Source organism: Streptomyces sp. NPDC101160 (assembly GCF_044768205.1).
Lineage (GTDB): Bacteria > Actinomycetota > Actinomycetes > Streptomycetales > Streptomycetaceae > Streptomyces.
The window spans coordinates 241,298-261,814 of the sequence record NZ_JBIWPJ010000005.1 but is presented as its reverse complement, the minus strand read 5'-3'; the positions used below and the strand labels follow the sequence as shown (position 1 = coordinate 261,814).

The following is a 20,517-nucleotide window of genomic DNA, read 5'->3' as shown; positions in this document are numbered from 1 at the left end:
CCTACGGCAGCTCCGCCACACGGACCGACCGCCTGGCGCCCGGAGCCCAGCCCATAGAATGGTGCCCCTTATGAGGATTCTGGTCACCGGCGGCGCCGGGTTCATCGGTTCACAGTTCGTACGGGCGCTGCTCTCCGGGGAGCTGCCCTCGAGTGAGGGCGCCCAGGTCACCGTCCTGGACAATCTCACCTATTCGGGGAACGAGGCGAACCTCACCCCGGTGGCGGACAAGCCCGGCTACTCCTTCGTGCAGGGCGACATCCGCGACTACGGAGTCGTCGACGACGTGATGCGCGGGCAGGACGCGGTGGTGCACTTCGCCGCCGAGTCGCACGTCGACCGGTCGATCCTGGACTCCTCCCCGTTCGTGACGACGAACGTGCTCGGCACGCAGGTGCTGCTCGACGCCGCCAAGCGGCACGGCGTCGGCCGGTTCGTGCACGTCTCCACCGACGAGGTGTACGGCTCGATCGCCGAGGGCTCGTGGACGGAGGACTGGCCGCTCGCGCCGAACTCCCCGTACTCGGCGTCCAAGGCGGGCTCGGACCTGCTGGCGCTGTCGTACCACCGCACGCACGGCATGGACGTCGTCGTGACGCGCTGCTCCAACAACTACGGGCAGTACCACTTCCCCGAGAAGATGATCCCGCTGTTCACCACGAACCTGCTGGACGGGAAGAAGGTGCCGCTGTACGGCGAGGGCCTGAACATCCGCGACTGGCTGCACGTGTCGGACCACTGCCGGGGCATCGAGATGGTGCTGCGCGGCGGCCGCGCGGGTGAGGTCTACCACATCGGCGGCGGCACCGAGGTCACCAACAAGGAGCTGACCGGGCTGCTGCTCGAGGCCTGCGGCGCGGGCTGGGACATGGTCGAGCACGTCGAGGACCGCAAGGGCCACGACCTGCGCTACTCGCTCTCCATCGCCAAGATCCAGGAGGAGCTGGGCTACACCCCGCAGGTCTCCTTCGAGCAGGGTCTCGCCGACACCGTGCGCTGGTACCGCGAGAACCGCTCCTGGTGGGAGCCGCTGAAGGCCAAGGCGGCGCTCTCCTGATGGGCACCGCACAGACCCGCTGGCTGATCACCGGCGCGGCCGGCATGCTCGGCCGCGAGCTCGCCGACGTGCTGGCCGAGGCGGGCGCGGACGTCACCGCGCTCACCCGCAAGGACCTCGACATCACCGACGCCGAGGCGGTCCGCGCGGCCGTCGCCGGTCACGACGTGGTCGTCAACGCCGCCGCCTGGACCGATGTCGACGGCGCCGAGACCGAGGAGGCCGCGGCCACCCGGATCAACGGCGACGGACCGCGCGTCCTCGCCGCGGCCTGCGCCTCCTCGGGCGCGGTGCTGCTCCAGGTGTCGACCGACTACGTCTTCCCGGGCGACGCCACCGAGCCGTACCGGCACGACGCCCCCACCTCCCCGATCAACGCCTACGGCCGGAGCAAGCTGTCCGGCGAGCAGGCCGTCCTGGAGCTGCTCCCGGAGCGCGGTTACGTGATCCGCACGGCGTGGCTGTACGGGGCGCACGGCCGGAACTTCGTGTCGACCATGCTGGGCCTGGCCGGGCAGCGCGAGACCGTCGACGTGGTCGACGACCAGCGCGGCCAGCCGACCTGGACCCGGGCGCTCGCCCGGCAGCTGCGCGACCTCGGCGAGGCGGCCCTCGCGGGCCGTGCCCCGGCGGGCGTCTACCACGGCACGGCCACGGAGACGGCGACCTGGTTCGACCTGGCGCGGGCGGCCTTCGAGCTGACCGGCCTGGACCCGGAGCGGGTGCGCCCGACCACGTCCGAGAAGTTCGTACGTCCGGCCCGCCGGCCCTCGTACAGCGTGCTCGCCCACGAGCGCTGGGCCGACGCGGGCGTCGCGACCCAGCCGCACTGGCGCGAGCAGCTGACCGAGGCGCTGCGGACCATGGCACCGAACGGGTCCGGCGCGTGACCCTGCTCGACCGCATCACCACCGCGCTGCCGCGCGGCACCGCCTTCGTCGGCATCGGCACGGCGCTGCTCGGCGGCGCGAACTACGTCCATCTCGCGGCGGCGGGCCACTCGCTCTCCGTCGACGACATGGCGAGCTTCTCCGTCCTGTGGACGATCGTCGCCTCCATCGGTCTCGGCCTCTTCTTCCCGGTCGAGCAGGAGGTCACCCGCGTGGTGGCCGCCCGCGTGGTGGCCGGCGACGGGGCGCTGCCCGTGCTGCGGCGCGGGGCGGTGCTGGCCGGCGGGCTGCTCGCGGCGGTGCTGCTGCCGCTCGTGCTGTTCGCGGGCCCGCTCGCCGATCTGTTCTTCCACGGCGACCGCTCCCTGATCGGGGCGCTCGCCGGTGCCTTCGCGGCGCTCGCCTGCGCCCATCTGACCCGCGGCATGCTGGCCGGACTCGGCCGCTTCGAGGCGTACGGGCTCCAGCTGGGGCTCGACGGTGTGCTGCGGATCGCGCTCTCGGCGGGCCTGGCGTTCGCCGGGGTGACGTCCCCGTTCGTGTTCGCGTCCGTGATGACCGTGGCGCCGCTGATCTCGGTCCTGGTGACGCTGCCGCCGGTGCTGCGCGGGGCGCGGGCCGGGTCGACGGCCCAGTGGCGGGAGCTGATCGAGCATCTGGGCCTGCTGGTCGGCTCGACGCTGCTCGCGCAGGTCCTCGTCAACGTGGCCGTGGTCAGCACCAAGCTGATCGCGACCGACCAGAGCGCCCTGGTGGCGGCCCTGCTGTCGGCGCTCGTCGTGGCGCGCGTGCCGGTGTTCGTGTTCGGCGCCTTCCAGGCCTCGCTGCTCGCGGGGCTGTCCACGGCGCAGGCCGAGGGCGACCGCGAGCGCTACCGGCGGCTGCTGCTGCGGGCCTGCTCGATCACGGCGGGTCTGGGCGTGGTCTTCGGTGTGGGCGCCGTCACTCTGGGTCCCTGGATGCTGCCGGTGCTCTTCGGCTCGCCGGACGTGCTCGGACCGGTCGACTTCGGCTGGCTGGCGCTCGGCACGACGCTGTACCTGCTGGCGATGGTGCTCGGTCAGGCGCTGCTGACCAGCGGCGCGGCGCGGCTGCAGCTGCTGGCCTGGATCATCGGCACGGCGGTGCTCCTGGCGGTCACGCTGAGCCCGCTGGAGCTGCGCAGCAGGGTGGAGATCGCCTATGCCCTGGGGGCTCTCGCGGTCGTCACCGTCATGACACTCGTTCTTCGCTCTCGTGTAGGCTACCGCCCGGTGCACTCATCGGAATGATCACCATTCCCTCGCTCTCCGTGACCGGTCCGCAGGCCCTCGAGGTCGGCGACTTCGAGGTCAGCGGGGAGTGGGTGTAGCCTGCGGCGCCCTTCGCCCCCACCTTGGAAGAGTAGACAGGCCGTTTCCTCATGAGTCATCCGATAGACCGGAGCCCGGCGTGAAGTTGTGGATGCTGACTTCGGTCACCGGAGTCTTTCTCGTCGCGTGCATCGTGGAGCTGCTGCGCCGCCGCAAGCTCAAGGAGAAGTACGCGTTCCTGTGGGTCCTCACGGGCCTGGTCATCATCCCGCTCGGCTTCTTCCCCAGCGGACTCGACAACATCGCGCGCAAGGTCGGCGTGGCATCGGGCGTCAGCCTGATCCTCTTCCTCAGCGTCGCCTTCCTCTTCATCGTCTGCCTCCAGCTGAGCAACGAGGTGGGCCATCTGGAGGAGGAGGGCCGCACGCTCTCCGAGGAGGTCGCGCTGCTCCGGCTCGACGTGCAGGACCTGCAGGGCCGGCTGAAGGAGACCCGGGAGCTGCTCCCGGAAGCGAACGAGACCGCCGGCCGAGGGGCCGCCGGACAGGGGGACCGCTCGTGATCGACGGCAAGCGCGTCCTGATCATCATGCCCGCGTGGAACGAGGCCGAAGGCGTCGCCGACGTCATCAAGGAGGTCCACACCACGCTGCCCGGCGTCGACGTCCTCGTCGTCGACGACGGCTCGGCCGACGACACCGCCCGGGTCGCCCGCTCGGCCGGCGCGACCGTGATGAAGCTCCCGTACAACCTGGGCGTCGGCGGCGCCATGCGGGCCGGCTACCGCTACGCGTACGAGCACGGCTACGACGTGGCCGTGCAGGTCGACGCCGACGGCCAGCACGACCCGCGCAACGTGCCCGAGCTGATCGCCCGTCTCGACGCGGGCGCGGACCTGGTGATGGGCGCGCGCTTCGCCGGCACGGGCGACTACGAGACCCGCGGCCCGCGCAAGTGGGCGATGCTGGTGCTCGCCTTCTGGCTGTCGCGGATGGCGAAGACGAAGCTGACCGACGTCACGTCCGGCTTCCGCGCCTCCAACCGCGACCTCATCGACGTCTTCGCGCACTGGTACCCGGTGGAGTACCTGGGCGACACGGTCGAGTCCACGATCGCCGTGGTCCGGGCCGGCTACCAGGTCGAGCAGGTGCCCGTGGCCATGCGTCCGCGCGCCACCGGCACCCCCAGCCAGTCCCCGTGGAAGGCCACGCTCTACCTGGGCCGGATCGGCATGATCCTGCTGCTCGCGCTCAGCCGCCGCTCCGCCCTCGGCCCGAAGCGAAAGACCAAGTGACCGCGGTGCAGACCCTCGACATCATGCTGCCGCACTACGGCGACACCGCCCTGATGCAGGCCGCGGTGCGCAGCGTGCTGGAGCAGACCGACCCGGACTGGCGGCTGACCGTCGTCGACGACGGCAAGGAGCCCGGCGTCCCCGAATGGTTCGCCTCGCTCGGCGACGACCGGGTCCGGTACCAGCGCAACGAGCAGAACCTCGGCATCACCAGGAACTTCCGCAAGTGCGTGGAGCTGGTGGAGTCGACCCACTTCGCCATGCTCGGCAGCGACGACCTGCTGCTGCCGAACTACGTCGCGACCATGCGCGCCGCGATCGCGGCCGTGCCCGGCGCGGCGATCTACCAGCCGGGCGTCGAGGTCATCGACGAGCACGGCATGCCGTCGACCACGCTCGGCGACGAGGTGAAGAAGCGGCTGTACGCGCCGAAGGACACCGGGCGCCGCCTGGTGCTGTCCGGCGAGCCGCTGGCCGCGAACCTGCTCGGCGGGAACTGGCTGTACTTCCCCTCGATCGTGTGGCGCGCGGACGCGGTCAAGGAGATCAGCTTCCGTGAGGACCTGTCCGTCATCCAGGACCTGGCGCTGATCATCGAGCTGATCCGGCGCGGCGAGCGGCTCGTCGTCGAGCCCGCCACCGCCTTCCGCTACCGGCGCCACTCCGGCAGCCTGTCCTCCTCCGAGGCCGTCTCCGGCGCCCGCTTCGGCGAGGCCGTGCGGTTCTTCCAGGAGGTGGCCGGCGATCTGGACCGGCACGGCTGGCCCAAGGCGGCCCGGGCCGCCCGGCGGCACCTGTCGATGCGGCTGCACGCGCTGACGATGGTGCCCGGTGCCCTGCGGCACCGTCAGTCGGAGGCCGTACGCACGCTGTTGAGGTATGCCCTGACCAACGCTCGATGACCGTCCCGGCGGGGCGGCGGGACCTTCCCGCCGCCCCGCCGAGCTCTGTCCGTACTCTGTCCGTCTGCCCTCCGCCCCCTCCGGAAGCCCAGCCCATGACTCCCACGCAAGCAGCCGACCGGTCCTCCGAGGCTCCCCGGTTCAGCATCATCGTCCCGGCCTACGGCGTCGAGGCGTACCTGCGCGACTGTCTCGACTCCGTGCTGAGCCAGTCGTTCACGGACTTCGAGCTCATCGCGGTCAACGATGCCTCGCCCGACGCGTGCGGCGTGATCATGGACGAGTACGCGGCTGTGGACCCGAGGGTCAGGGCGCTCCAGCTGACCGAGAACGTGGGCCTGGGCCGCGCCCGCAACGCCGGCATGGCCCGCGCCAGGGGCACCTATCTGCTGTTCCTCGACAGCGACGACACGCTGCTGCCCGGCTCGCTGGCCGCGATAGCGCAGCGCCTGGCGGACACGGACGATCCGGAACTGCTGGTCTTCGACTACTCGCGGACCCACTGGGACGGCCGGATCACCCCGAACGCCAAGGCGAAGGTGCTCGCCGACAGCCCGGCCGGCGCCGTGAACCTGGCCGAGAACCCGGCCCTGCTCGAACTGCTCCAGGTCGCCTGGAACAAGGCGTACCGCCGTGACTTCGTGGAGCGCTGGGGCTTCGAGTACCCGCGCGGCTACTACGAGGACACGCCCTGGACGTACCCGGTGCTGATCGCCGCCGAGTCGATCGCCGTGCTCCCCCGGGTGTGCGTGCACTACCGCCAGCGCCGTCAGGGCAGCATCCTGCACAGCACCAGCCGCAAGCACTTCGACGTGTTCGACCAGTACGAGCTGGTCTTCTCGTTCCTGGACGCGCACCCCCAGTTCGACCGCTGGCGGGGCCCCCTCTTCGACCGCATGATCACCCACTTCCGGGTGGTGCAGAACTCCCCCGGCCGCCTCCCCGACGAGGCCCGCGCCGAGTTCCAGACGACGCTCCAGCAGTACGCGGACCGCTACCGGCCCGCCGGTCACGTCCGTCCCGCCACCTCCACCGCCTCCGGCGCCCGCCAGGCCGTCGGCAGGCTGCCCGCGCCGCTGCGCGGCGCCGCCCGCCGCGCCTACCGCACCGCCCGCCGCGTGAAGGCCGCCCCGCGCGTGCTGAAGAAGCCGCTGCGCGCCGCCGTCCTGGCCGGCTACTACCGCGCCCAGCGGATGCTGCCGGTGCAGAACGACACGGCCGTCTTCGCCGCGTACTGGAACACCGACTACGCCTGCAACCCGGCCGCCATCCACCAGAAGCTGCTCGAACTGGCGCCGAAGGTGAAGACGACCTGGGTGATCAAGCCCGGTTCGCGCAACACCCCGCCGCCCGGCACGAACGTGGTGCACCCCGGCTCGTTCGGCTTCTGGCGCGCGATGGCCCGCGGGAAGTACTTCGTCAACAACGTCAACTTCCCCACCCGGGTGGTCAAGCGGCCCGGCCAGATCCACGTCCAGACGCACCACGGCACCCCGCTCAAGCGGATGGGCGTCGACCTGGCCGAGTTCCCGGTCGCGCAGGGCGACCTCGACATGCACGCGCTGATGGAGCGGGTGGACCGCTGGGACTACAGCATCTCCGCCAACAGCTTCACCACCGCCGTCTGGGACCGCGCCTACCCGGCCGAGTACACCAAGCTCGACTACGGCTACCCGCGCAACGACGTCCTGGTCCGGGCCGGCGAGGCGGACCGCGCGGCGGCCCGCGAGAAGCTCGGCCTGGCCGCCGACGCCAAGGTCGTGCTGTACGCGCCGACGCACCGCGACTACCAGGGCGTGCCGCAGCCGCTGCTCGACCTGGAGCAGCTGGCGGCCCGGCTCGGCGAGCAGGGCTTCACCGTGCTGTCCCGGGCGCACTACTTCCACCTGGAGGAGCGGGCCGGCGCCGAGAAGGGCACCGGCATCGTCGACGTCAGCCGGTACCCGTCCCTGGAGGAGCTGTTCCTCGCGGCGGACTGCCTGCTCACCGACTACTCGTCGCTGATGTTCGACTATGCGCTGCTCGACCGGCCCGTGGTGATCTACGCCAACGACTGGGACGTCTACCGCGCCACCCGCGGCACGTATTTCGACATCCACGTCGAATCCCCGGGCCATGTCGTGGCAACCGAATCCGACCTTTTGGACGTCTTCCTCTCCGGACGCTGGTCCGACGCCGAGTCCGCGAAGCTGCGGACGGAGTTCCGGAGGCGGTTCTGTGAGTTCGACGACGGTCATGCCGCGGAGCGGGTGGTACGGAGGGTCTTCCTGAACCAGGAGAATGTACCGCCGGTCGCTCTCCCGCCGGAGCGCCCGGCCTCTCGCACCGACGGCTAGAGCTACCGTGTCCGGCGAGACGTACGTCGCCGCCACGACGAACACCTTGAAGAAAGGCGCAGTACCCATGCCTCCCCGCCTGTCAGTAGTCGTCCCCGTCTACAACGTGGAGCTCTTCCTCGACGAGTGCCTCCAGTCGATCGTCGACCAGACCTTCACCGACTGGGAGGCGGTCGTCGTCGACGACGGCTCGAAGGACGGCAGCCTCGCCATCGCGCGGCGCTGGGCGGAGAAGGACGAGCGGATCCGGGTCGTCGCCCAGGAGAACAAGGGCCTCGGCCCGGCCCGTAACACGGGTGCCGCGCACCTCACCGAGGGCACCGAGTTCGTCACCTTCGTCGACAGCGACGACATCGTGGTGGCGGACGCCTACGAGCGCATGATCGCCAAGCTCGACGAGACGGGCTCCGACTTCGTCAGCGGCAACGTGTGCCAGCTCAAGGCGGGCGAGATCTCGCCCTCGCCGCTGCACCACAAGGGCCTGGCCGAGGACCGCGATCGCACCCACATCACCCGCGACAAGTCGCTGGTCTACGACCGCACCGCCTGGAACAAGGTCTTCCGCCGCAGCTTCTGGGACAAGCACGCCTTCGAGTTCCCCGGCATCCTCTACGAGGACGCCCCGGTGACGCTCCCGGCGCACTTCCTCGCCACCGGCGTGGACGTCCTCGCCGAGCCGGTCTACCTGTGGCGGCAGCGCACCGGCGGCGCCCCCTCGATCACCCAGCGCCGCACCGAGCCGGTCAACGTGCGCGACCGCATGCGCTCCTGCGACATGGTGAGCCGCTTCCTGGCCTCCCAGCCGGGCGAGGAGTACGCGGAGCACAAGCGCTGGTACGACCAGATCTTCATCAGCAACGAGCTGCCGCTCTACATGGGCGTGCTCGACGAGGGCGGTGCGGAGTTCCGCGAGGAGTTCCTCAACGGCGCCGGCGACTTCCTCAGCCGGATCGACCCCGAGGTCTTCGGCCAGCTCGACGTGTCGCTGCGGCTCAAGTGCCACCTGATCCGCGAGGGCCGTCTCGAGGAGCTGCTCGACCTGATCACCTTCGAGCGCGAGACCGGCCGGGCGATCCCGGTCACCCGCTCGGGCATGCGTCACTTCGCCGACTACCCGGTGCTCGACAAGGCCAAGGGCGCGGTCCCGCGCGACGTGCTGCGGGTCGGCTCCGAGTTCTCGGCGCGCGCCCGGGTGGAGGAGGTCGTCTGGCGGGACGGCCGGCTGCACCTGGAGGGCCACGCCTACATCCGTAACCTGCCCGCGCCCAAGCCGAAGCCCTCGCTGCGCGTCCTGATGATGCGCGAGACCGGCAGCCGGCGCACCGTCCTGGTCCGGCCCAGCCGCACCCGGGACCCCAAGGCCACCCAGACCTCCGGCCAGGCGCTGCACAGCTACGACTGGTCCGGCTTCGCCATGGACATCAACCCGGCCAAGCTCAAGGGCCGCGGCGGCTGGCGCGACGGCGTGTGGCGGATGACCGTCGCCACCGTCGAGGCCGGCGTGGTGCGCCGCACCCGGCTGAAGGCCGGCGAGAGCGGCAACGCCGAGAGCCCCGCCCCGTACTGGGTCGAGAAGGACGTGCGGGTCGTGCCGTTCGTCGCCGACGCGCACCTGTACCTGCGGGTCGACAAGGTCCGCGCCAAGCTGACCGGCCACAGGCTCGCCGACGGCGGCGCCCTGGAGCTGACCGGTGTCCTCGGCCACGAGGCCGCCGACGCCGCCGCCAAGCCCGTCTTCCGGCTCACCCACGCCACCACCGGCAAGAAGCTGGAGTTCGCCGTCAACCGGGTCACCCGTCCGGGTGCGGCCGAGTTCGCCGTGAAGGTCCCGCTCACCGGCCTCGACGTCGACGGCCGCGACACGGAGGACCTGGAGGTCACCGACAAGTGGACCGCCGAGATCGTCCTCGGCAAGAAGGCGCACGCCGTCGCCGTCCACGACCGCCAGGGCGACCTCGGCCGGCAGTACGCGCTGGACGGCGCCGAGTCCGCCTCCTGGGGCGCCCGCACCGTGGCCGTCGCCAACGACGGCGCCGGCCGCCTCGTGCTGCGCACCCAGCCGGTCCAGCCCATGATCGCGGAGGCGACCGTCTCCGCCGAGGGCCTGATCAGCCTGTCCGGCGCGCTGCCGCTGGCCGCCGACGCCGCCGAGCCGCTGGAGCTGGTGCTGCGGCACAGCCGGCACGCCGAGGAGCACACCTACCCGGTCACCGTCGAGGACGGCGGCTTCGGCGTCGAGTTCCTCCCGGTGCCGGCCGGCTTCGCCGAGGTGCCGCTGCGCCAGGGCCGCTGGTACCTGTTCGTGCGCACCGTCGGCAGCCGCGTCGAGGTCCCGGTCCGGGCCGTCCCCGCGGCGCTCGAGTCCCTCCCGGCCACCTTCACGCTGCGCGGCCGCGAGTACGCGCTGACCCACCGCTTCTACGACCGGCTGCTCGTCGACGCCGCGTCCGACCTGGACAGCGGGGACCTCGGCTGGTTCCGCCAGCGCGAGATGCGCACCACCGTGTACCAGGCCGGCCGCCGCGCCCCGCTCAAGGACGTCGTCCTCTACGCCTCCTTCTCCGGCCGCCAGTACTCCGACTCGCCGCGCGCGGTCTACGAGGAGCTGGTGCGCCAGGGCTCGGACCTGGAGCACGTCTGGGTCGTCGAGGACCTGCGCGCGGAGATCCCCAAGGGCGTACGGGTCATCCGCCGCTGGAGCCGCGAGTGGTACGAGGCGCTCGGCACCAGCCGCTACATCGTGACCAACACCCACCTGCCGTTCTGGATCGAGCGCCGCGAGGGCCAGGTCATCGTGCAGACCTGGCACGGCACCCCGCTCAAGCGGATCGGCCACGACATCGACAGCGTCCAGTTCGCCGACCGCAAGTACCTGGAGAAGGTCGCCCAGGAGACCCCGAGCTGGAGCTTCATGGTCTCCCCCAACCGCTTCTCGACCCCGATCATGAAGCGGGCCTTCCAGTACGACGGCGAGATCCTGGAGTCCGGCTACCCGCGCAACGACGGGCTGCTCTCCGACAAGACGGAGGACCTGGCGCGCGCCGTGCGCGAGCGGATCGGCCTGCCCGAGGGCAAGAAGGTCGTGCTCTACGCGCCGACCTGGCGCGACGACCAGTTCTACAAGGCCGGCGCCTACCGCTTCGACATGCGCGTCGACATCGAGCAGGCCAAGGCCAAGCTCGGCGACGACCACGTGCTGCTCGTCCGCAAGCACTCGAACATCGTGGACGCCGTGCCCGGCGCCGGAGACGGCTTCGTCTTCGACGTGTCCAGCTACCCGGACATCGCGGAGCTGTTCCTCATCACCGACGTGCTGGTCACCGACTACTCGTCGCTGATGTTCGACTTCGCGAACACCGGCCGCCCGATGCTCTTCTTCACGTACGACCTGGAGTACTACCGCGACCAGCTGCGCGGCTTCTACTTCGACTTCGAGAAGCGCGCTCCCGGTCCGCTGCTGCAGACCTCGGACGAGCTGATCGACGCACTGCGCGACATCGAGGGCATCAGCGCCCGCTACACCGACGCGTACCGCGAGTTCAAGGACGTGTTCTGCGACCTCGACGACGGCCACGCCGCCGAGCGGGTCATCGACCGGATGCTGGAGCTCGCGGGCCGGACGCCCGAGAAGTCCGCCAAGAAGTCCCCCAAGACCAAGACCCCGGACAGCAAGCCCGTTTCGGAGGAACGTTGAGACTCCCCTCGGTCCCCTTTCTGAACCGGACGATCGAACGGATCCCGGTCCGGCGGCGGCTGCCGCTGGCCGTGTACGCCGCCACCCAGGTGATCTTCCTGGTGTGGTGGGCGGCGTTCTACCCGGGCGGAATGAGTTACGACTCGATCTCGTACGTGTGGCACGTGACGACCGGCCACTGGATGTCCAACCACTCGGTGGCCTACGACGGCCTCGTGTGGCTGTCCATCCAGCTCACCGGTGACCTGGCCCTGCTCACCTTCGCCCAGACCGTGGCCATGGCCGCGGCGCTGGCGTACGCCGTGACGATGCTGCGGATGTTCGGCGTCCGGGGCAAGTGGGGCTTCGCCGCGGCGGTGGCGTGCGCGCTGCTGCCGGCGATCGGCGTCTTCGTGGTGTTCGTCTGGAAGGACGTGCCGTTCGCGATCGGCGCGGTCGTGGCCTTCGGCGCGGCGGGGCGACTCGCCGCGCGCCGGCTGCGCGGCGACTCCCAGCTCCGGGACCGCGCCTTCCGCAACGAGATCGCCATGCTGTTCCTGGGCTTCCTCGCGATGGGCCTGTTCCGGAACAACGGTCTGCTCGTCGCCGTCATCGCGGTGCCGGTGCTGCTGCTGACGCTGCCGAAGATGCGGCGCTGGATGCTGTTCGCGACGGTCGTCCCGGCGCTGATCTCGGCGCTGCTCAACCTGGTGGTGTACCCGGCGGTCGGCGTCAAGACGCCGACGAAGGACCAGGTGTACGCGATGAACTACGCGGACATCGCGGTGGTGTACGGCAAGGTGCCGCAGACCTTCACGCCGGCCGACAAGGCGCTGATGAAGAAGGTCGCTCCGCTGACGCACTGGGGCGGGCGCGCGGCGAACTGCTACAACGCCGACTGGGCGATGCAGAAGCCGATGAACCGCAAGGCGGCGGCGAAGTACAACGACCAGCTGATCGACCTGTGGTTCCGGGTCCTGAAGCGGACCCCGGACCAGATGATCTCGGCCCGGCTGTGCCGCTCGCACATCGCCTGGTCCATGTTCCCGGGACCGACGGACCTGGCCGCCAACACGCTGATCACCATGCCCTCGGTGCCGAAGGACCTGTACGGCTGGGCGGTCTGGAACGACGAGGTCAAGCACAGCCCGTACCGGCCGATCCTCAAGATCCGCCCGCTGTCGCACAAGCTCAACCACGCGGCGGTGTTCGTGTGGCGGGCCTCGATCACCCCGCAGCTCCAGTGGCTGCTGGTGCGCGGCGCGTTCTGGTGCTACGCGGCGTACGCGGTCGTCCTGGCGTTCTCCCGCCGCCACCGCACCTGGGCCCCGGTCGCCCTCCTCGCGGTCCCGCTGTCCCTGCAGCTCACGGTGGTCGCCGCGAACCCGGCCCCGCTGGCCCGCTACATGTACGCCCCGATCTTCCTGGGCATCCTCTGCATCCCCCTGATCGGCGCGAGGCCCCGCTTCGGCCGCAAAGGCGGCAAGGACGAGTCCACGCCCCTGAGCGAGACGAAGTCCCCGCCCCGCGGCAACCCGCACCGGAAGGAACCGGTGTCGGCGGTCTGACCGCGAACGCCGAAAGGGCCCGGCCCCTCCTGGTGGAGGGGCCGGGCCCTTTCGCTGTACGTCGCGCCCCTGCGGCCCGCTAGAACGTCTCGAACTCGTCGAACTCGCGCTGCGCGTCGTCCTTCTCCGCCTGACGGTCCTTACGGCGCTGCGTGGCCGGGCGGGGGGCGTCGAAGCGGTGGGCCGGACCTCCGACGGCCGCCCTCGCACTGCTCGGCCCCAAGGGGCCTCACAGGCTTCGGACGGCTGCGCCGGACTCCGTCCGGCGGTCGTGGTGACCGCCGGCGCTACCTCAGAACGTCTCGAACTCGTCGAACTCGCGCTGCGCGTCGTCCTTCTCCGCCTGACGGTCCTTACGGCGCTGGGTGGCCGGGCGGGGGGCGTCGAAGCGGTGGTCCTCGCCTCGGCGGCCGAGCATTTCGGCGCCGGCCATCATGGTGGGTTCCCAGTCGAAGACGACGGAGTTCTCGTCGGAGCCGATCGCGACGCCGTCGCCGGCGCGGGCGCCGGCCTTCATGAGTTCGTCCTCGACACCGAGGCGGTTGAGACGGTCGGCGAGGTAGCCGACGGCCTCGTCGTTGTTGAAGTCGGTCTGGCGGACCCAGCGCTCGGGCTTCTCGCCGCGCACGCGGTAGACGTCCTCGTGCTCGTCGTAGGTGACGGTGAAGCCGGCGTCGTCGACCGCCTTCGGGCGGATGACGACACGGGTCGCCTCCTCCTTCGGCTTCGAGGCGCGCGCGTGCGCGACGATCTCGGCGAGGGCGAAGGAGAGCTCCTTCAGGCCCGTGCGGGCGACCGCGGAGACCTCGAAGACGCGGTAGCCGCGCGACTCCAGGTCCGGGCGGATCATGTCCGCGAGGTCCTGGCCGTCCGGGATGTCGATCTTGTTGAGGACGACGATGCGCGGCCGGTCGTCGAGGCCGCCGTACTGCTTCAGCTCCTCCTCGATGACGTCGAGGTCGGTGACCGGGTCGCGGTCGGACTCCAGCGTCGCCGTGTCCAGGACGTGCACGAGCACCGAGCAGCGCTCGACGTGGCGCAGGAACTCCAGGCCCAGGCCGCGGCCCTGGCTGGCGCCGGGGATGAGGCCGGGGACGTCGGCGATGGTGTAGACGGTCGAGCCGGCCGTGACCACGCCGAGGTTCGGGACGAGCGTCGTGAAGGGGTAGTCCGCGATCTTCGGCTTGGCCGCCGAGAGGACGGAGATCAGCGAGGACTTGCCGGCGCTCGGGTAACCGACGAGCGCCACGTCGGCGACGGTCTTGAGCTCCAGGACGATGTCCTGGAGGTCGCCGGGCTCGCCGAGCAGCGCGAAGCCGGGCGCCTTGCGCCGCGCCGAGGACAGCGCCGCGTTGCCGAGGCCGCCGCGGCCGCCCTGTGCGGCGACGTACGTGGTGCCCTGGCCGACCAGGTCCGCGAGCACGTTGCCCCGCTTGTCGAGGACGACGGTGCCGTCGGGAACGGTGAGGACCAGGTCCTGGCCGTCCTTGCCGGCCCGGTTCCCGCCCTCGCCGGGCTTGCCGTTGGTCGCCTTGCGGTGCGGCGAGTGGTGGTACTCGAGGAGCGTCGTGACGGACTGGTCGACGACCAGCATCACGTCACCGCCACGGCCGCCGTTGCCTCCGTCGGGGCCGCCGAGCGGCTTGAACTTCTCCCGGTGAACGGAGGCGCAGCCGTGGCCTCCGTTACCCGCGGCGACGTGCAGCTCGACGCGGTCCACGAAGGTGGTCATGGTTGTGCCTCCAGAAAGCTATGTGTCGGAATGTCTATCTAGTAACACGCGAAAGGCGGACCCGCTTCCCGACCGGGAAGTGAGGTCCGCCTCCGCAAAGTTTCCGATCAGGCGACCGGAACGATGTTCACGACCTTGCGGCCGTGGTGGGTGCCGAACTGCACCGCACCGGCCTGCAGGGCGAACAGCGTGTCGTCGCCGCCACGGCCGACGCCCGCGCCCGGGTGGAAGTGGGTGCCGCGCTGGCGGACCAGGATCTCACCCGCGTTGACGACCTGACCGCCGAAGCGCTTCACGCCGAGCCGCTGGGCGTTGGAGTCGCGACCGTTCCGGGTGGACGATGCGCCCTTCTTGTGTGCCATTGCTCAGTCCCTCTTTACTTCGCGGCCGTCGGGATGGACGTGACCTTGATCGCCGTGTACTGCTGACGGTGACCCTGGCGACGGCGGTAGCCGGTCTTGTTCTTGTAGCGCAGGATGTCGATCTTGGCGCCCTTGGTGTGGTCCACGACCTCGGCCTGGACCTTGATGCCCGCCAGGACCCACGGGTCGCTGGTCACGGCGTCGCCGTCGACAACGAGCAGGGTCGAGAGCTCGACCGTGTCGCCAGCCTTGGCGGTGGAAATCTTGTCAACCTCAACGATGTCGCCGACAGCAACCTTGTGCTGGCGACCACCGCTGCGCACGATGGCGTACACGCGGATCTCTCTCTCACTCGGTAATCGGGGCCTCTGACGCCAGCCGCCCACGCGCGGGCCGATGGCCCGCTGCGATCCGGAATCGGACGAGCGGCCTCTCCCGGCGAGCCGGGAGGGAGGTGCTCAGAGGATGCGGCATGTCAGTCGACACGCCGACGGTCTAGGTTACGGGCGGCTCCCGTAGGGGGTCAAATCCCGGCGGTCGCGTCCGTCTCGGCCACGAAGCCCTTCAGCCAGGCGCGGAAGTCCGGGCCCAGGTCCTCGCGCTCGCAGGCCAGACGCACGATGGCGCGCAGGTAGTCGCCGCGGTCACCGGTGTCGTAGCGGCGGCCCTTGAAGACGACGCCGTGCACCGGGCCGCCGACCTCCGCGTCGACCGCCATCTTCTGCAGCGCGTCGGTGAGCTGGATCTCGCCGCCGCGGCCCGGCTCGGTCTCGCGCAGCACGTCGAAGACGGCCGGGTCGAGGACGTAACGGCCGATGATCGCGAGGTTGCTGGGCGCCTCGGCCGGGTCCGGCTTCTCGACGAGACCGGTGATGCGGACGACGTCGGCGTCACCGGTCGGGTCGACGGCGGCGCAGCCGTACAGGTGGATCTGCGACGGGTCGACCTCCATCAGCGCGACGACGCTGCCGCCGTGCTCGTCGAGGACCTCCAGCATGCGGGCGAGCAGCGGGTCGCGCGGGTCGATCAGGTCGTCGCCGAGCAGGACCGCGAAGGGCTCGTTGCCGACGTGCGGGGCGGCGCACAGCACGGCGTGGCCGAGGCCGCGCGGGTCGCCCTGGCGCACGTAGTGCATGGTGGCGAGCTCGCTGGACTCCTGGACCCTCGCGAGGCGCTCGTCGTCACCCTTGCGGGTGAGCGCCTCCTCCAGCTCGTAGTTGCGGTCGAAGTGGTCCTCGAGCGGACGCTTGTTTCGGCCGGTGACCATCAGGACGTCGGAAAGCCCTGCCGAGACCGCCTCCTCCACGACGTACTGGATGGCCGGCTTGTCGACGACCGGCAGCATCTCCTTCGGCGTCGCCTTCGTGGCGGGAAGGAAGCGCGTTCCGAGACCGGCGGCGGGGATGACGGCCTTGCGTACGCGGGGAGCGGGGGTGTTGTTCATCCGGTGGGTTTCCTGGTTCCGATCGGGGGCAATGCCGTGTGGACCGTCCTCGGGGGGAGGGACGGTCCACACGGTTCGCGGCACGGACTCGATCGAGTCAGTCCTGCGCGGGGGCGGCGGCCTTCTCGGCTGCCTTCTTCACGGCCTTCTTCGCGGTCGTGGTCTTCTTCGCCGCGGTCTTCTTGGCCGCCGTCTTCTTGGTGGCTGCCTTCTTCGCGGTGGCCTTCTTGGCGGTCTTGCGGACCGCCTTCTTGGCCGGGGCGGCCTCCTCGGCGACCGGCTCGGCGGCTTCCGCGACCGGCTCGGCGGCTTCGGCGGGAGCCGTCGAGGGCACGACGACCACGGCGGCCTCCTCGGCACCGGACGGCGAACCGGCCGGGGCGGTGACCTTGCGGACCACCCGGCGGCGCGCCCGCGGCGGGGCGGCCACGGGGGCCTCCTCGGCGACCGGCTCGGCGACCGGCTCGGCGACCGGCTCGGCGACCGGCTCGGCGACGGCCGGGGCCTCCACCGGGGCCTCCTCGGTCACGGCGGCCGGCTCGGCGACGGCCTCGGGGGCCGGGGCCGAGACCTTGCGGGTGGCGCGACGGCGGGTACGAGGCGCCGGGGCGGCCTCCTCCTCGGCGACGGGCGCGGCGGCCGGCTCGGGCGCGGCGACGTGCTCCTCGGCCTTCGGCTCCGGGACGACGACCTCGTAGGTCTCCGTCTCGGTGACGACCGGCGAGGACACCGGCGCCGAGACCCGGCGGGTCGCCCGGCGACGGCCACGGCCGCGCGTGGCGGCCGCCTCGGCCTCCGCGGCGCTGCCGTACAGCTCCTCGTCCGCGCCGATCGGCTCGGGCAGCGCCACCGGGGCGGCCAGCTCGGCCGCGACCTCGGCCGCGGTCTCGACGTGCTCGGCCTCGGCCGGGGCCTCGACCTCGTGCGCGGCCTCGTGGACGTGCTCGTGCTCGCCGCCGCGGCCGCGCTTCTTCGAGCGCTTGCCGCCGCCACCGCCGCCGTGCGCGGCCGGCTGCTCCATGTGGACGATCACACCGCGGCCGTTGCAGTGGACACAGGTCTCCGAGAAGGACTCCAGGAGGCCCTGGCCGACCCGCTTGCGGGTCATCTGCACCAGGCCGAGCGAGGTGACCTCGGCCACCTGGTGCTTGGTCCGGTCCCGGCCCAGGCACTCCAGGAGGCGCCGGAGCACCAGGTCGCGGTTGGACTCCAGGACCATGTCGATGAAGTCGATGACGACGATGCCGCCGAGGTCGCGCAGGCGCAGCTGGCGGACGATCTCCTCGGCCGCCTCCAGGTTGTTCCGGGTGACGGTCTCCTCGAGGTTGCCGCCCTGACCGGTGAACTTGCCGGTGTTGACGTCGATGACGACCATCGCCTCGGTCTTGTCGATCACCAGCGAACCGCCGGACGGCAGCCAGACCTTGCGGTCCAGGGCCTTCATCAGCTGCTCGTCGATCCGGTACGTGGCGAAGACGTCGACCTCGCTCGTCCACTTCGACAGGCGGTCGGCCAGGTCGGGCGCGACGTGCGAGACGTACCCGTGGATGGTCTCCCACGCGTCGTCGCCGCTGACGATGACCTTGGAGAAGTCCTCGTTGAAGATGTCGCGGACGACCCGGACGGTCATGTCCGGCTCGCCGTAGAGCAGGCTCGGCGCGGACGTCGAGATCTGCGCGGCCTTCTTCTGGATGTCGGCCCACTGCGCCTGCAGCCGCTCGACGTCACGGCGCAGCTCGTCCTCGCTCGCGCCCTCGGCGGCGGTGCGCACGATGACGCCCGCGTCCTCGGGGACGATCTTCTTGAGGATGGTCTTCAGACGGGCGCGCTCGGTGTCCGGGAGCTTGCGGCTGATGCCGGTCATCGAGCCCTCGGGCACGTACACCAGGTAGCGGCCGGGCAGCGAGACCTGGCTGGTCAGGCGGGCGCCCTTGTGGCCGATCGGGTCCTTGGTGACCTGCACCAGGACCGACTGGCCGGACTTCAGGGCGGCCTCGATGCGGCGCGGGCCGTTGCCCATGCCGAGCGCCTCGAAGTTGACCTCGCCGGCGTACAGGACGGCGTTGCGGCCCTTGCCGATGTCGACGAAGGCGGCCTCCATCGACGGCAGCACGTTCTGGACCTTGCCCAGGTAGACGTTGCCGACGTACGAGGTGGCCTGCTCCTTGTTGACGTAGTGCTCGACGAGCACGTTGTCCTCGAGGACGCCGATCTGGGTGCGCTCACCGTTCTGACGGACGACCATCACGCGCTCGACGGCCTCACGGCGGGCCAGGAACTCGGCCTCGGTGATGATCGGCACACGGCGGCGGCCCTGCTCACGGCCCTCGCGACGGCGCTGCTTCTTGGCCTCCAGGCGGGTCGAGCCCTTGATGGACTGGACCTCGTCGGACGGCTCGGCCTTCTCGCGGGCCGGGCGCGGCTCACGGACCTTGACGACCGTGCGGACGCCGTCCTCCTCGGTCGCCTCGGCCTCGGCACCGCCCTCGCCGGAGCGACGGCGACGGCGCCTGCGACGGCGGGAGCTGCTGGAGCCGAACGCGGCGGCCTCCTCCTCGGCCTCCTCGTCCTCGGCGTGGAACTCCTCGGCGGCCTCCTCGGCCTCCTCCGGCTCCTCGCCCTCCTCGGCCTCGGCCTCCGCCTCGGCGAGCTCGCCACGGCGACGGCGACGGCCGCCACGGCGGCGACGGCGGGACGGGCGCTCCTCGTACTCCTCGGTCTCGTCGGCCTCGGCCTCGGCCTCCGCCTCGGGGGTCGACTCGACCTCGGGCTCCTCGGCGACGGTGGCCGGCACCGGCTCGACGGCGACGGGCTCGCCGCGGCGACGCCGGCGGCGGCGCGAGCCGGTCTCGGCACGCTCGGCGGTCTCGACGGCCGGGGCGGCCGTCTCGGCCTGCTCCTCGACCTCCTCGAGCTCCTCCTCGAGCTCCTGCTCGGCGGCCTCGCGGGCCACGGCCGCGGCCGCGGTCTCAGGGGTCTGGAACATCGGCTCGGCGAAGACCGGGGGCTGGAAGACGGCGACGGCCGGGCGGGCGGCACGGCGGGTGCGCGGCGCCTCGGGCTCGGCCTCGGCGGGGGTGAACTGCGGCGAGGTGGCGCGGCGGCGGGTACGGCCGCGGGCGGCGGCCTGCTCGGCGGCGGCGACCTCGACGGCGTGCGAGGCGATCTCCTCGATGGTGTCCGCGGGCAGCCCCTCGCCGGAGGTCTCGGCGGCGATCTCCGCGGCGGCGTCCTGGCTCACGGCCGCGGCCGGCTCGGGCGCGGCGGCCTTACGGGTGGCACGGCGGCGGGTACGCGGAGCCGGAGCGGCCTCCTCGACGACCTCGGCGACCGGGGCCTCGGCCTCGGCGACGACCGGCTCGGGAGCCGGAGCGGCAGCGGCGCGGGTGGCGCGGCGGCGGGTACGCGGAGCCGGAGCGGCCTCCTCGGCCACGGGCGCGACCTCTTCGGCGGCCGGCTCGGGAGCCGGAGCGGCAGCGGCGCGGGTGGCGCGGCGGCGGGTGCGGGGGGCCGGAGCGGCCTCCTCGGCCACAGGTGCGACCTCTTCGGCGGCCGGAGCCTCGGTCTCGGCCTGGGCCGGAGCGGGCGCGGTGGCCTTACGGGTGGCACGGCGGCGGGTACGCGGAGCCGGAGCGGCCTCCTCGACGACCTCGGCGGCCGGGGCCGGAGCGGTCTCGACGACCTCGGAGGTCTCGGCGGCGGCCCCGGCCGTCACCGGCGGACCGGCCGGCCGGGAAGCTGCGCGGCGACGACGTCGCGGCGGCAGCTTGTCACCGGGTGCGTTGTTCTCGTGTTCTTCGTGCTGTTCGAGCATGCGGGCGGTTCTCCCGTCACGCCCCCGGGCGCCGCGTCCGGTTCCGGTCCGGCGGCACGTACGCGCGTCAAGCGCGGTGCCGCCGTCCGGGGCGCGGGCGCCGCACGGGAGCTGTATGTCTGGCTCGCCGGTTCCGTACGCCTTGTGCGGACGG

Annotated in this window: 15 protein-coding genes; 9 read left to right on the top strand and 6 right to left on the bottom strand. The window is 71.6% G+C overall.

The window, feature by feature from the left end:
• Positions 1-70: 70 nt before the first annotated feature.
• The 9 genes from rfbB to ACIRSU_RS17395 all read left to right on the top strand — a co-directional run bounded on the left by rfbB (position 71) and on the right by ACIRSU_RS17395 (position 13,011).
• Positions 71-1,057 carry a dTDP-glucose 4,6-dehydratase gene (gene rfbB, locus ACIRSU_RS17435; RefSeq protein ID WP_403792962.1) on the top strand — a complete coding sequence of 329 codons (987 nt, stop codon included), beginning with the start codon at positions 71-73 and terminating at the stop codon, positions 1,055-1,057.
• Positions 1,057-1,947: a dTDP-4-dehydrorhamnose reductase gene (gene rfbD / locus ACIRSU_RS17430; RefSeq protein ID WP_403792960.1), complete on the top strand. Its 891-nt coding sequence runs from the start codon at positions 1,057-1,059 to the stop codon at positions 1,945-1,947. Before rfbB ends, rfbD begins: the two co-directional genes overlap by 1 nt.
• Positions 1,944-3,218, top strand: a complete 1,275-nt coding sequence (locus tag ACIRSU_RS17425; RefSeq protein WP_403792959.1) for a hypothetical protein — start codon at positions 1,944-1,946, stop codon at positions 3,216-3,218. The genes rfbD and ACIRSU_RS17425 overlap by 4 nt, the downstream gene beginning before the upstream one ends.
• A 172-nt stretch (positions 3,219-3,390) precedes the next feature.
• Entirely contained in the window at positions 3,391-3,801 is a 411-nt protein-coding gene (locus ACIRSU_RS17420; RefSeq protein WP_403792957.1) for a DUF2304 domain-containing protein, read from the top strand.
• Complete coding sequence (locus ACIRSU_RS17415; RefSeq protein WP_403792955.1) at positions 3,798-4,532, top strand: glycosyltransferase family 2 protein; 735 nt, start codon at positions 3,798-3,800, stop codon at positions 4,530-4,532. Before ACIRSU_RS17420 ends, ACIRSU_RS17415 begins: the two co-directional genes overlap by 4 nt.
• Positions 4,529-5,434: a glycosyltransferase family 2 protein gene (locus ACIRSU_RS17410; protein WP_403792953.1), complete on the top strand. Its 906-nt coding sequence runs from the start codon at positions 4,529-4,531 to the stop codon at positions 5,432-5,434. Before ACIRSU_RS17415 ends, ACIRSU_RS17410 begins: the two co-directional genes overlap by 4 nt.
• 95 nt (positions 5,435-5,529) lie before the next feature.
• Complete coding sequence (locus ACIRSU_RS17405; RefSeq protein WP_403792951.1) at positions 5,530-7,770, top strand: CDP-glycerol glycerophosphotransferase family protein; 2,241 nt, start codon at positions 5,530-5,532, stop codon at positions 7,768-7,770.
• Positions 7,771-7,837: 67 nt separating this feature from the next.
• Positions 7,838-11,464 carry a CDP-glycerol glycerophosphotransferase family protein gene (locus ACIRSU_RS17400; protein WP_403792950.1) on the top strand — a complete coding sequence of 1,209 codons (3,627 nt, stop codon included), beginning with the start codon at positions 7,838-7,840 and terminating at the stop codon, positions 11,462-11,464.
• Positions 11,461-13,011, top strand: a complete 1,551-nt coding sequence (locus ACIRSU_RS17395; RefSeq protein ID WP_403792948.1) for a hypothetical protein — start codon at positions 11,461-11,463, stop codon at positions 13,009-13,011. Before ACIRSU_RS17400 ends, ACIRSU_RS17395 begins: the two co-directional genes overlap by 4 nt.
• Positions 13,012-13,090: 79 nt before the next feature.
• Here ACIRSU_RS17395 and ACIRSU_RS17390 read toward each other — a convergent pair whose 3' ends face one another.
• From ACIRSU_RS17390 to ACIRSU_RS17365, 6 genes are all read right to left on the bottom strand, one after another.
• Positions 13,091-13,234, bottom strand: coding sequence for a hypothetical protein (locus ACIRSU_RS17390; RefSeq protein WP_403792946.1), 144 nt, complete (start codon positions 13,232-13,234; stop codon positions 13,091-13,093).
• 69 nt (positions 13,235-13,303) lie between these two features.
• Positions 13,304-14,743: a GTPase ObgE gene (obgE, locus tag ACIRSU_RS17385; protein WP_403792944.1), complete on the bottom strand. Its 1,440-nt coding sequence runs from the start codon at positions 14,741-14,743 to the stop codon at positions 13,304-13,306.
• A 107-nt stretch (positions 14,744-14,850) separates the two neighbouring features.
• Positions 14,851-15,105: a 50S ribosomal protein L27 gene (gene rpmA / locus ACIRSU_RS17380; protein WP_403792942.1), complete on the bottom strand. Its 255-nt coding sequence runs from the start codon at positions 15,103-15,105 to the stop codon at positions 14,851-14,853.
• Between the two features lie 14 nt (positions 15,106-15,119).
• A complete protein-coding gene (gene rplU, locus ACIRSU_RS17375; protein WP_265862363.1) occupies positions 15,120-15,440 on the bottom strand; it encodes a 50S ribosomal protein L21 in 321 nt (106 codons plus the stop codon).
• 188 nt (positions 15,441-15,628) lie between these two features.
• Positions 15,629-16,549 (bottom strand): UTP--glucose-1-phosphate uridylyltransferase GalU, encoded by a 921-nt coding sequence (gene galU / locus ACIRSU_RS17370; RefSeq protein ID WP_403792940.1) that lies wholly within the window; start codon positions 16,547-16,549, stop codon positions 15,629-15,631.
• A gap of 97 nt (positions 16,550-16,646) precedes the next feature.
• A complete protein-coding gene (locus tag ACIRSU_RS17365) occupies positions 16,647-20,363 on the bottom strand; it encodes a ribonuclease E/G (RefSeq protein WP_403792938.1) in 3,717 nt (1,238 codons plus the stop codon).
• Positions 20,364-20,517 lie beyond the last annotated feature (154 nt).

Bases quoted from the DNA above. Each gene is read 5' to 3' on its own strand.
- rfbB (WP_403792962.1), top strand. From the start codon at position 71: ATGAGGATTCTGGTCACCGGCGGCGCCGGGTTCATCGGTTCACAGTTC.
- rfbD (WP_403792960.1), top strand. From the start codon at position 1,057: ATGGGCACCGCACAGACCCGCTGGCTGATCACCGGCGCGGCCGGCATG.
- ACIRSU_RS17420 (WP_403792957.1), top strand. From the start codon at position 3,391: ATGCTGACTTCGGTCACCGGAGTCTTTCTCGTCGCGTGCATCGTGGAG.
- ACIRSU_RS17405 (WP_403792951.1), top strand. From the start codon at position 5,530: ATGACTCCCACGCAAGCAGCCGACCGGTCCTCCGAGGCTCCCCGGTTC.
- ACIRSU_RS17400 (WP_403792950.1), top strand. From the start codon at position 7,838: ATGCCTCCCCGCCTGTCAGTAGTCGTCCCCGTCTACAACGTGGAGCTC.
- obgE (WP_403792944.1), bottom strand. From the start codon at position 14,743: ATGACCACCTTCGTGGACCGCGTCGAGCTGCACGTCGCCGCGGGTAAC.
- rpmA (WP_403792942.1), bottom strand. From the start codon at position 15,105: ATGGCACACAAGAAGGGCGCATCGTCCACCCGGAACGGTCGCGACTCC.
- galU (WP_403792940.1), bottom strand. From the start codon at position 16,549: ATGAACAACACCCCCGCTCCCCGCGTACGCAAGGCCGTCATCCCCGCC.
- ACIRSU_RS17365 (WP_403792938.1), bottom strand. From the start codon at position 20,363: ATGCTCGAACAGCACGAAGAACACGAGAACAACGCACCCGGTGACAAG.